The following is an 11,566-nucleotide window of genomic DNA, read 5'->3' on the forward strand; positions in this document are numbered from 1 at the left end:
CGTATATCTAGGGGGAAGGAGAGTTTAGCGCCTTGCGGGAAGGCTGAGGGCGAAGGTCGAAGCGATACTTTGGGCGACCTTATCGAGGCGCTCCCTGAGCGAGCCATCCCACAGCCCTGCGCCTGATCGGAGGGAAGTGATGAGTCCCTTGACCTCTTCGTGCGAAAGGTAGGGCTCTCCGCTAGGGCGGCGTGTGAACTGTAGAGCGTAGAGGTAGCCGAGGCCACGTGAGATGAAGCGGAAGGCATCCTCGGGGCGCTCGTTGAGGTTGGCCAAGGTATTCCGCCCTACAAGCTCCTCTAGGGCTCGAGCGGCGACAGCCTGTGCCAGCAGGGCACGGATGCTACGCAGGTGCGAGAGGGCCTCCTCGTAGCGGTACTCGGTGATAGCGAGGCGCCCTAGGGCAAAGGCATTGAAGAGCTTCGTCTCCGATCCCCGTAGTCCCGTGAGGCTGTTGGACTGGAGGAGCTTCTGGGCTTGTAGGTAGTAGCCATAGGCTAGATCCCACGTATGCTCCAGCGCCGTATAGCTGTGCCCCGGGACAAGCTCTGGGGCTTCGTGCGCCTGGATAAGCTTCTTGTCGGTGAGGAATGCCTCGTCCAGATATTCCCCAAGTGCCTTGTCTAGATACACGGCGCCCAAGGTCATCCCTCGGTAAAGCTCCGAGGGCGCAAAGCCATCGGCCGTGACGAAGAAGCGATCGTTGTCCCCTTGGTTGTAGCCGATGAATCCCGTTTGTCCGGCGCTAGCTTTGCGGTTGTATCGCTCGGTAGCATACGTGTCTCCGTCGTAGCCCGCAGCCCTGCGTACATCGTCTAGGATCTGGGCGAAGTCGGAGCGTATCGCCGAGCGATACTTACTCTGCCGAGTGGAGGAAGCGATGAGGGGCTCTAAGGCGATCTCATTGTTGCCCCCTAGGGCAAAGAGCTGCTTGAGCTCCTGCCAACGACCACCATTGAGGATATAGGCCGTGCGAAGGAATCGTGAGTAAAGCGTCTCACTGGCAGAGGCGGCTTGCTGAGGGAGGAGTAGGTCTACACTGCTCGTACCCTGACGCTGAAACGTGTAGGTGGGATCAGGCACGAGTGGAGCCTGGTATTGGCTCTCGACCACCTCCCCCTCCCAGCGTGAGCAGGCAGGGGTAATGGTGGTGAGTGCCAAGAGGAGTGCCCAAGAGCAGCTTGAGGTATAAGGCTTCATTTGCACTAAGGAAGTATAATGTACTTGCAGAAGGGAGCAGGCAGGCGTGCCTCACCCTCATCGTAGTTCTGTGTCTGGCGTGTCTCTAGTACCGGCGTGGCGAAGATACCATCCGTCGAGACAGCCTGTAGGGAGACGTGGATCGTGGAGCCACGGGCCGCAGAGCCATTGACCAGGAGGAAAAGGGGCTGACCGGAGCTAAGCGTCAGCGTCTGGGTATGCTGACTCCCGTCATTGGGGATCAAGTTGGCACCCTGAAGGGTCTTCTCCGTCCCCAGCTCATGTAGGAGCTTGTCTCCCCCGACATAGCGTACGACGCAGCGTGAGCGCACTTCGCTCTGCTTACGTAGGCCTCCCTGATGTAGATCCGCTGGTTCGCTGAAGCTGTAGGTCAGGGTGACTCGGTAGGTGCGGGGCGAGCCTGGAAGCGTCACCCCTGGATAGACGAAGGTACTGGGCGTCGTCTCGGGGTTGCCCGAGAGGATCGTCATATCTTCATAGCGACCGTCTGGACGCTCTACCCCACGGAATGGGAAGAGCTTCTCATAGTCCTCCGTAGGATAGTCCACGGGAGCGTGTTTGCACCCTACGAGGGTAAGTGCTGTGAGCCCTACGAGGCTCTTCAGAAGTCTATTCATCGTGGTGAGAGCATTAGTAGTAGTCATGAGTGGCATTGGGGTCATCGTAGAGCTCGGCGATGATGCCCGTCTCTACTCCCTCGGGGTGCAGGTGACGACTCACTAGACGTCTCGTGCGGTAGGGAGCATCGTACACCTCGACGAGTTCGGCGACGAAGCGGTCTCCTCGGCGCTCAAAGTCCGAGAAGATGTACTTCGTGCTATAACGGATACCGGTCAGGAAGGTGAGTCCCTCAGGGGTACCCACATAGCCTGATCCTAGCCCTACGATCGCCTGTGGGGGACCATCGGGGATCAAGGCCTTACGGCTAACGGCTGTAAAGAGTGCGTACCGCTGAGCGACAAGGTTGCGTCCGTAGGAGGTCAGTTCATCCCTCGTGCTGTACTTCATGATGTAGTCGCTACGGAAGAGTGTTCGTCCTCCCTGATGGATACGTATCTGAGGATTGCGCATACGTTCGAAGGCGATGCGGTGAGCCTCGGCTCTACCCAGGCGTGCTGAGCGATCTTCTCCCTTAGCGATCCTGCGAAGGATGAAGTAGGAGGAGGCTGGCTTCGTCGTACGAGGGCTCTCGAAGATGAGCTGGCCATCAGCGTCTGTCCCTCGGAAGAGGAAGTCGAGCTCCCCCTCATAGCGCTCCCCGATCAGCTGGGTGAGGTAACTACCAGTCGTAAAGCTTAGGCGAGTGTAGCCCGCTTGCCCCAGCTCATAGGTAGAGCGCTGGAGAGACTTTGCTGATCCATCGGTATAGTCGCCCTGCAGGTCAAGTACCCCGTCTCGGTGGAAGGTCATCTGATAGTAGAAGCCTCCGTAGCCAAGTTGGTTCGGGAACTTATGCTGGTTGATCTCCTCTTTAGGATTCGTGAAGAGCAGGGAGTCTGTCTTAGGGAAATACAGGACTTCCCACCCTTGGGGAGCGGAGACTAATACCTCTCTGAGGGAGTCTTGGCGTGCAAGGATTCGCTCGGTAGGCGTCTTGGGGAAGGCCTGATCATCCCTAGAGCATGACCCTAGGAGGAAGCTTGCCACTAGGGCAAGGGAGAGACTAAGGCTGTGTCGCATGATGCTTGTCGAGATACTGGTTCATGAGCTGGAGGCTCTGTAGCTGGAGGCGTTGGAGAGGTATACGCCAAGCCTCTTCGATATACTTGGAGAGGAAGGCTCGCTTCTGGACGAAGGACTCGTGAGCTACCTTGGCTTCCTCAGCGTAGCGACGCTTAGCCACCTCGTCTCCGTCGGCGTCGTCAGGGATAGCAGCATCCTGCTCTGCCCGAGTGATCGAGGCTGGAGTCTCTGTGAGCGTGACGCTGTACATCTCTGCGAGGTCTTCGCGTGCGCCCAGCATCCCGAGGATCGAGTAGAAACCTCTGCTGTAGGCGTACCTATTCAGGCCAAGCCCTTCTCTAAGCCTGCCTGCCTTCTCATAGCTACGATAGGCATCGGCAAAGGGTTCGGTAGTCGCACTGTAGCGGTCTGCCCCTAATGCCAGGAAGCGATCATGGTCGTAGGGGTGTATCGTCATCAGGTGTCGCCCGATCTGGTGCTGAGCACTGCGGACGAGGCGGTACACCTGATCCCGGCTAGCGGGGGAGAAGCTGTCTACATTGTATATATAGAGCTCGACGGAGGGAGCCTTGCGGTTGAAGAGCAGATCTACACCTTGCCCGTCTCTGTTGGGCCCTCCATAGAGGTAGATACGCAGTAGCGGGTGGGCAGGGATGAAGTCGTGACTAGTGAAGACCTGCTTGTCTTGGTAGAGGCTGAGTACCGTCGCCTCTAGCGCCTCGAGTACGGGGCGTACCTGCTCCAGACGTGGGGGATAGGTATGCGTAGATCGCTCGGCGTGGTTGCGATCCCATCGATAGATCACCTCGGCCTGATAGGGGCGAGTGATATGCTCCTGACACCAGAGGTCTAGCTCACTCTGCTGCTTGCTCACGGGGGGCAAGACGCTCCGCTCACTGAGCTGATCTCTGGAGCAAGAGGCTAGAGTCAGGCCGAGCGCAAGAGAGAGGGTGAGGTATATGGATTGTTTCATCATCGTGGGGGATAGTTAGTGACGTATACGATGGTTGTTGCCCTCCCTAGGATTGGGCTCTAGTCCAGCGGTGATCGCTTCGGTGGGGAGCTGAAGGCACTGACGAGGGTCGTCCTTCTTGAGGGGGCGGTAGAAGCTACTCTTGGAGCTACGTGTGACCTCGATGTTGAAGCGACGCAGGTCGAACCAACGTAGACCTTCTTCGAAGAACTCCATCTGACGCAGGTGCAGGATCGTACGTATCATAGGTAGCTGACGGACAGTGAGCCCGTAGAAGGGTGCATAGAGTGCATAGTCGGAGGTAGAGCCCTGCGTGTAGCTGTCATTGGGGACAGCAGGCTCGTAGCCCAGCTTGCTCAGCGTGTAGGCCTTGAGGTCAAGGATAGCACGATCATACTGCCCAAGCATCGTGTAGGCTTCCATGCGGTTGAGTAGGACCTCGTCTGTGGTGAAGAGGACATTGGTCACCGCTAGCCCACGGGGGTGTGTCTCTGAGGTCTCCTGCTGGGTAGCACGCTCGTCGAACTTCGCCAGATAGCGTGTCGTTCGGTAGGGCTCAGGAGCGTAAACGAAGGGGTAGATCAGTGTCGCATCCCCCGATTGGTCATCGTCCTTGATGGTCTTTCGCTTGAAGATCTTGTCTACGGTAGCTACGGTCGCTCCATAGCGATCGGTGGAGATGGAGCGAGAGAGGCGGGACTCTGTCGAGGCCAGCATTAGGTTAGCTTCTGTCTGGGGCGAGCAGTAGAGCTCGTAGAGACGCTCCCTGCGTCCCTCCAGCTGGCTCTGGTAGCTGATCCACGGACGAAGGGTCACTCCTGGGGCATGGCCGAGCACATAGTCGGCGTAGTCGATACACTGCTTCCAGTCCCCCTTCATCAGGTAGAAGCGAGAGGCGAAGGCATAGGCAGCCTGCTTGGAGAAGTGATACTTCGGCTGCTGATAGTAGCGGTCAGAGACGAGGGTGATCCCCCGCTTGAGGTCTTGCTCGATCTGGGCATATACCTCCTCGACGGTCCCTCTCTTGTAGTCGACGAAGGCGTGCTTCTCGGGCCTAGTTAGATAGGGTATGCCCGGGCTAGAAGCAGAGCGTCCGTAGGGCTCTGCCCATATATTCACGAGCATGAAGTGCAGGTAAGCTCTCAGGAGGAAGGCTTCGCCATAGAGCGCCCGTGTACGCTCGTTCTTGGGGAAGGTCGAGAGGAGCTCCAGTACCTTATTCGCCTGGGCAATCCCTCGGTAGCACTCCCGCCAATAGTTCAGCGGTGTGTCTAGATCCTCTTGGTCGTAATCCTCCCAGAGGTACATGGATTCCCCTAGGCGGGACTGAATCCCATTGACTCGCTCCTCGACGTTGTCGGTACGGGGTTCGAGGAAGGGGATGTAGCTGGCCGTAGGATAGGCTCCCGTGAGTAGCTCCTGTAGCTTATCCTCGGTGTCTATGCTGATGTCTAGGGCTGCATCGGGGTTCTTATCAAGGTATCCCTGACAGCTACCGAGCAGGATAGCGAAGGAAACGAGTAGTAGTGATCGCTTTATCATCGTTGTCTTACGTACTTTGGAGTAGAAGGCTGACCCTTCTGCAGGTGAGCTTGTCGCCACTTGAGAGGCGCTAGTACTACCTCTCAGGAGTTTCTACTGCTACCTCTGAGGTATTTCTATTGGTGCCTCTGAGGTGTTGCTATTAGAAGTCCTAGGGGGGAGCTACCGCTGGGTCGATGCCTCGGTCTTAGAATCCTATCTGTAGCGAGAGCGTGTACTGTCTAGGAGTAGGTAGAGATACCCCGCCGGCACGATAATATTCGGGGTCCTGCCCACGAAGACGCTTGTCGGAGTAGATGAGGAAGGGGTTCGTCAGGCTAAGCTGTAGTTTAGCTGACTGCAGACGAAGCTTCTTGGCAAAAGCCTCGGAGACCCGATAGCCCAACGAGACATGCTTCAGTCGCACGAAGCTCCCATCGGCTACTCGTAGCTGGGAGTAGTTGTAGGTGCTGTAGGCACGCTCAATATTCTCCCTCCCCACTGCATTTATTAGATCCTGCGAAGGGATAGTAGGGACGTCGGTATGCTGTTCGTCCCCAGGATTCATCCAACGATTGCGGTATTCTCCTGAGAAGACATTGAGGTCAGCGAAGGTGGGGTCAAAGGTGGGGTTGAGTCGGATCTTATTGCCCGCCTGTGCCGTGATGAAAAGGGAGAGATCCCACAGGCCGTAGCGCAGGGTGTTCGATAGCCCACCGATCACCTGAGGTTCGATAGGCCCGTGGTAGGTGAGGTAGCTCTTAGTGTACTGCGTGTCACTGAAGTCTGCACTGTAGACGTTGGCATCCTCAGTCTGATTGGTGGGGTAGAGTCCGAAGTCAAAGGTGGGGAGCCCGTGGCGATTCAGCCCTTGGAAGTTGTAGGAGAAGAGCGAACCCTTAGGGTAGCCCACGAGGTTACCCCGCCCCCGTCCAGCGACCATGTCTAGGGCATTGGGGGTATTGCGTAGTCTCGTGATCTTCTGGTTCATGAGGCTCAGGGTAAGGCTACTGCTCCACGAGAGCTCCTTTGTCTCTATGTTCGTCGTGCTAAGGGAGAGCTCGATCCCTTGGGTGCGCATATCCCCGAAGTTGGCATACTTGTAGTACTGCCCCCCGATGCCGGATGTACGGACCAGGTCGATGAGGTCAAAGGCATTGCGCTGGTAGAGATCTACTGTAGCCCGCACGCGGTCACTAGCCCAGGCGGTCTCGATGCCCAGGTTGAGCTCGTACATCTTCTCCCAGGTAAGGTCACGGTTCTCTAGGTGGCGAATGCGCAGGGCATTCTCTCGGTCCTGATAGCGACGAGGCGTAGTGGTACCGCCCTGATAGACCGAGTTAGCATTGACGGCTTCCTCGTTCATTTTGGCGGTAAGCCCGTAGCTCATGCGTAGAGCTAGGCGGGAGAGTAGGGTGGAGGGATGGAAGAAGGCTTCTCGGTCGATGTTCCACTTCCCCCCGACATTCCACGTGGGGAGCCATTGGGTACGAGCGTTGCGCCCCGAGGCATTTGAGCCTTCTACGTTGATCAAGGCATTGAGGATATAGCGCCCGTCGTAGCCGTAGGTCGAGCTCGCAGAGAACGTCACTCCTCGGTCGTAGCGCCTAGAGTAAGCGAAGTAATCCTCCCCCTCACGAAGGAGCTTACTGAATATGCGAGGGTCGGTATTGATCTGCCCGCCACGATCGTACTGCAAGCCGTAGCCCGTGAAGGGTGTATGCGAGCGATCTGCATAGCGGATCTCAGTGAAGCCAAAGGCCTTGATATCATGTGCGCCTATACGGCGGTCATAGTCTAGAGCCAGACGCATTAGATAGCTCTTCAGGCTCGTCTCATCCTTTTTAAGTATCCCCCCATGAGGCAGGGCAACCTGAGGGAGTCGCTCGGGGTGCTCGGGGTCACGTAGCAGGTAGATGTTGGCCGAGGCGACCTCGGGTGTCTCCATGGCTCTGTAGGCTAGGACCTGGTTGGACTGCTCTGAGATCTCGTGGGTCATAGAGGTATAAGCCTGTCGGGTGGAGACGAGGGCACGGGCTTCAAGATGCGGGGATACCTTGTAGCTGGCTTCAGCTTGAGCCTTGAAGTCGAGCACCCCGATGTCCATGTGATTGGAGCGGTATTCCTGATGGATGTTGAAAGGGGCCCAGTTATTGCGGTACCGCTCGGAGGGCAGGAGTGTACGGCTCGTCCCCAGCGCATAGCTAAAGGGGTTGATATCGAAGTCTCTCTCGAAGATCCCTAGCGTAGTATTCTTGCGCTGGGGTAGGGTGCCAGGCGCATTCTGTGAGCGGACGTTCCCCTGAGCAGAGAGTGTGACCTGTAGGCGATCCCCGAGGTAGAAGGTATTCTTGAGGTTGGCGGTGATACGCTGTACCCGATCTGCTACTGTCCAGCCTCCGTCATAGAAGAAGCCTAGTGAAGCATAGGTGGCACTGCTACGCCCACCAGCACTGAAGCTCACGGTGTGACTCGTCGTAGGTGTCAGGCGGAAGAGCTCCCGGAACCAATCGGTATTAGCTCGCTCATGCTCCTCTAAGAAGGCTCTACGTGCCTCGGGTGTGTTCTTCAGCTGATAAGTACCCGTCTCAGGGTTGTACTCCGAGAGCGCCTTATTAAGTAGATGGTATACCCCACCACGACGACCATAGAGGGAGCTGGCGAGGCTGAAGTAGCCCTTCTGTCTCATTTCCTCGTAGATCCCCATCGTCTCCTGCGAGTTCAATAGGTCGTACTGGCTATAGCTAGGTCTTAGGCGCATAGAGTTCTCCGTGGAGTAGCTTACCCTCAGTGGCGTATCCCTACGTCCAGACTTAGTCGTCACGACGATCACCCCGTTGAGGGCTCGTGCTCCATATATAGAGGTGGCGGAAGCATCCTTCAGTACCTGTATGTCTTGTATATCGGAGGCGTTGAGGCCGGAGACGGCGGAACTGATCAGCGTCGCTGCGTCTCCCGACGCAAGCTGATCGAGGCTAAGGCGAACGAGGTCCTCGTAGACAGCCCCATCGATTACCCACAGGGGCTGTACATTACCTAGTATGGATGCTCCCCCTCGGATATTGATACGGGGTGCAGCGCCGAAGGTACCAGAAATGCTCTGGATCGACAGGCCTGGTACACGCCCCTCGAGCATACGAGAGATGTCCTGTGTCCCCTCGAGGTGGATGTCTCGCATCTTCACCGATGAGGCCGCGCCGGTATAGACTCGATTGCGGATCTTCTGATAGCCCGTCACCACGACGTCCTCTATGAGCTTGTTGTCTTCCTCAAGGGTGATGGTGAGCCGTGCGCTCTGGATCTTCACTTTCTTGGCTTGCATCCCCACGCTGGTGAGTAGTAGCGTATCTCCTATGCGGGCGGTGATGGTGAACCGCCCTAGGCTATCCGTGAGCGTACCCTGCGCTGTCCCCAGAAGTCGTACGCTGGCGCCGATCACAGCTTCGCCACGGCTACTGCGCACAATCCCCGTGATCTGCCCGCCTTGCTGTGCAATCGCTTCGAGGGGAAGGGCAAGGAGGAGCAGGAGGCAGAGGTGTATGATATGTCTAAATGATTGCTTCATGTCTTGCTAAGAGGCGTTAGAGGTTGATACGTACTCCGCCATAGATGCCGAAGGGGTGACCGGGCCGGAGGCCTGAAGGGTGGCGGGAGACGAGGTATACCTTGTTCGCTAGGTTTACAGCGTTGAGGGTAAGGGTGAGGTGGCGGTTGAGGCGAGCCTTGAGCGATGCGTCTATGATCGTATGGCTAGGGATAAGGTGAGCCTTGGCGATACGCCCCTGCCCGGGGGCGGTGCGCATGTCTGAATTGTAGCGGACGCTGAGGTTCGCCTCGAGCCACTTGTACTCTAGCCCGAGCTGGGCATTAGCGGCGTGTCGGAAGATGTAGGGTAGTTCGTCCCCAGCGAAGACTTCGCCCCAAGCGGAGGAGTAGAACTCGTTCTTCATCTCGGTATCGGTCAAGGTATAGCTGACTTGCAGGGGGAGGCGTACTTCCCAGCTCTTGGGCAAGGGTTGCCAAGAGGCTAAGAACTCAAAGCCCTGTACACGTGCTGCTCCGACGGTGAATTGGTCGAGCGTCCCCTGTCCGCCTGCTGCGGCGAGGTCACTGCCGAGCATGTTGGAGTAATCATTGTAGTAGCCGATCGCCTCTACCTTCAGCGCCTCTGTCGTGAGGCGTATCCCCGCCTCAAGGTTGATGCTCTTCTCGGGCTTCTGCTTGTAGTAGGTCATGACGCTCGGGGGAGCGAAGCCCTGATGAATGCCAGCGAAGATCGAGAGGGGACGAAGGATGCGGTAGTTGATCCCGAGGCTAGGCAGGAGGGCGGTAGCGTGGTTGCTTCCCTCGATGCGTAGGTGGCCGGTGCGTCTTGGATCCTTGGTCGTATAGTCTCGCTTGTATAGCTCTACGTCTTCTAGTCGAAGGCCAGCTGTGATGGTCCAGCCAGCCCGTGACCACTTCCCAAGGAGGTAGGAAGCGAAGGCGTGGGCTGTCGTGATGCGGTTGCTCTGGGAGCCGGGTTGCCCCGCACGGAAGAGGCTCATCTTCCCACCCACGATCGAATAGCTATCGTCGTGCTGGAAGCGGTCTTCTAGGTCGGCATGGTAGCGGGCGCCGGCCTCAAGAAGGAGGTGGCTCGAGAGGAAGGGCAGGCGGTACTCTACCTTCGTCTGTATCCCCCGAGAATGGTAGGAGCGCTGGTTGGCACGAAGCATAAGCGCTTCGCCTAAGCGGTCGGTGGCGCCGGTGAGGACGTCGAGGTAACGGGCATTGGTCTCGGGGTCGGCGAGGATCTCTTCGATGCTACGCTTCTCGCCCTTCTGGTCTCCGATGTGCACGTCGCTGAGCTTATACCAGTTGCGCCAGAAGTAATTGTAGTAGGCGCTCGTCGTCACCTTCAGTCGGCTAGAGAAGTCGATGAAGTGGGTGAGCGCCGTCTGTGCGTGGCGGGTACTTAGCTGGTCCATCTGGGCGCCTCGGTAGCGGTAGTAGGGGCGGGAGGCGAAGTCTCCTTCGCTCAGGCCGACATAGCTCTCGTCGGAGACTTCGTCGGAGAAGCCGAGCTTCAGTTCTAGGGCTTGGCGGGTCTCTGCCTCTTCGTCGCTATGAAGGCGGATCTTCCCTACGACGTCGTTTCGATAGAAGCCCGTTCGCTCGTTGGGCTCGTCCTTCTTGAATCCCTTGGATTGGTAGCGAAGGTATTCGACGAGGTAGCCAATGTGCTTGTGGTCGTTGCCTAGATGGGCGTAGCTATTGAAGGTGCCGAAGCTCCCGTAGGAGGTGCGGAGTCCTGCCTGGAAGCGCTTGGGGATGGGCGTCGATACCATGTTCACGGCTCCCCCGGTGGTGAAGGGGCCGTACTGCACTTGGCTACTGCCCTTGAGCACCTCGATGGCGTACATGCGGGCGACGTTGGGGAAGTAGTAGGCGGCAGGGGCAGCGTAAGGGGCGGGGGCAGCGAGGATGCCGTCTTCCATCAGGGAGATACGTTCGCTTCGCTCGGCCTTCGTCCCTCGAAGGCTGATATTGGGGCGCAGGCCGTAGCCGTCTTCTTCGTAGATGTTCACGCCCGGCACGGCACGGAGCATTCGGCTGATGTCGGTGTAGCCGAACTTGATCAATTCCTTTGGCGAAAGGTAGTAAGCCGAACCGGTGCGGTTGCGGGCTTCGAACTTGCTCCCGAGCATCTGCCGTGCGTATACCACGACCTCGTCAAGGCGTCGGACAGAGTCCCGCACTTCCCCCAGGCTGTCTGTCGGGGATACTCGCGCATTCGCCCCTAGGCTCGCCGAGCCAAGGCACAGAGTGATGGCTAGTCGTCTAGCTGTATGGTGCATATCTATCAGTAAGTATTGTCGCTTGTGTTCTTGAGGCGCACGCAGGGGCCCGACTGTCTGGTGCAGATCAAAGGCTACGTGTCCTATGGGGCAGAAAGAGGATCCTCCCACCAATCTAAGCAATCACGGGCGCAAAGGTAGAGCATCTAGCCCCCTCGTGAAATACCTAGAAATGGGGGTTTTTCTTCTCCAAAGCGCCTCCGATCTACCTTCTTTTGGAGTTCCGATGGCTCTTCTTTCGGGAGGAAGGCCCTCGTTTTTCGGGTGGCAAAAAAGTTCTTTCCGCAAGGCGAAAAATTTCTGTGCGCACGCAAATAAATTTCCGCAT

General features: G+C 57.4%; 8 protein-coding genes. All 8 read right to left on the reverse strand.

Annotated elements, in window-relative coordinates; genetic code table 11:
• Window positions 1-24: 24 nt before the first annotated feature.
• Window positions 25-1,200, reverse strand: coding sequence for a DUF4856 domain-containing protein (locus HMPREF1556_RS03940; RefSeq protein WP_021666985.1), 1,176 nt, complete (start codon window positions 1,198-1,200; stop codon window positions 25-27).
• Window positions 1,201-1,205: 5 nt separating this feature from the next.
• On the reverse strand, window positions 1,206-1,865 hold the full coding sequence (locus HMPREF1556_RS03945) for a hypothetical protein (protein ID WP_021666986.1): 660 nt from the start codon (window positions 1,863-1,865) through the stop codon (window positions 1,206-1,208).
• Window positions 1,852-2,901, reverse strand: coding sequence for a DUF4302 domain-containing protein (locus HMPREF1556_RS03950; protein ID WP_021666987.1), 1,050 nt, complete (start codon window positions 2,899-2,901; stop codon window positions 1,852-1,854). The genes HMPREF1556_RS03945 and HMPREF1556_RS03950 overlap by 14 nt, the downstream gene beginning before the upstream one ends.
• A complete protein-coding gene (locus HMPREF1556_RS03955; protein ID WP_232299035.1) occupies window positions 2,885-3,877 on the reverse strand; it encodes a putative zinc-binding metallopeptidase in 993 nt (330 codons plus the stop codon). The genes HMPREF1556_RS03950 and HMPREF1556_RS03955 overlap by 17 nt, the downstream gene beginning before the upstream one ends.
• 15 nt (window positions 3,878-3,892) lie before the next feature.
• The gene (locus HMPREF1556_RS03960) at window positions 3,893-5,419 is read right to left on the reverse strand and encodes a RagB/SusD family nutrient uptake outer membrane protein (RefSeq protein ID WP_021666989.1); all 1,527 of its coding nucleotides are present in this window, start codon (window positions 5,417-5,419) and stop codon (window positions 3,893-3,895) included.
• Between the two features lie 187 nt (window positions 5,420-5,606).
• Complete coding sequence (locus HMPREF1556_RS03965; protein WP_021666990.1) at window positions 5,607-8,963, reverse strand: SusC/RagA family TonB-linked outer membrane protein; 3,357 nt, start codon at window positions 8,961-8,963, stop codon at window positions 5,607-5,609.
• Between the two features lie 16 nt (window positions 8,964-8,979).
• Window positions 8,980-11,238 carry a TonB-dependent receptor domain-containing protein gene (locus HMPREF1556_RS03970; protein WP_021666991.1) on the reverse strand — a complete coding sequence of 753 codons (2,259 nt, stop codon included), beginning with the start codon at window positions 11,236-11,238 and terminating at the stop codon, window positions 8,980-8,982.
• Window positions 11,239-11,384: 146 nt separating this feature from the next.
• Window positions 11,385-11,566, reverse strand: a 182-nt coding sequence (locus tag HMPREF1556_RS08815; protein ID WP_232299036.1) for a hypothetical protein, incomplete at its 5' end; no start/stop codon positions are given.

Origin of the sequence: Porphyromonas sp. oral taxon 278 str. W7784, from assembly GCF_000467855.2 — a bacterium.
In the GTDB taxonomy this organism is placed as follows: domain Bacteria; phylum Bacteroidota; class Bacteroidia; order Bacteroidales; family Porphyromonadaceae; genus Porphyromonas.

What these genes read in the sequence shown, in the direction of transcription:
- HMPREF1556_RS03965 (WP_021666990.1), bottom strand. Translation starts at nt 8,963, where the DNA reads ATGAAGCAATCATTTAGACATATCATACACCTCTGCCTCCTGCTCCTC.
- HMPREF1556_RS03955 (WP_232299035.1), bottom strand. Translation starts at nt 3,877, where the DNA reads ATGAAACAATCCATATACCTCACCCTCTCTCTTGCGCTCGGCCTGACT.
- HMPREF1556_RS03960 (WP_021666989.1), bottom strand. Translation starts at nt 5,419, where the DNA reads ATGATAAAGCGATCACTACTACTCGTTTCCTTCGCTATCCTGCTCGGT.
- HMPREF1556_RS03940 (WP_021666985.1), bottom strand. Translation starts at nt 1,200, where the DNA reads ATGAAGCCTTATACCTCAAGCTGCTCTTGGGCACTCCTCTTGGCACTC.
- HMPREF1556_RS03950 (WP_021666987.1), bottom strand. Translation starts at nt 2,901, where the DNA reads ATGCGACACAGCCTTAGTCTCTCCCTTGCCCTAGTGGCAAGCTTCCTC.
- HMPREF1556_RS03945 (WP_021666986.1), bottom strand. Translation starts at nt 1,865, where the DNA reads ATGACTACTACTAATGCTCTCACCACGATGAATAGACTTCTGAAGAGC.
- HMPREF1556_RS03970 (WP_021666991.1), bottom strand. Translation starts at nt 11,238, where the DNA reads ATGCACCATACAGCTAGACGACTAGCCATCACTCTGTGCCTTGGCTCG.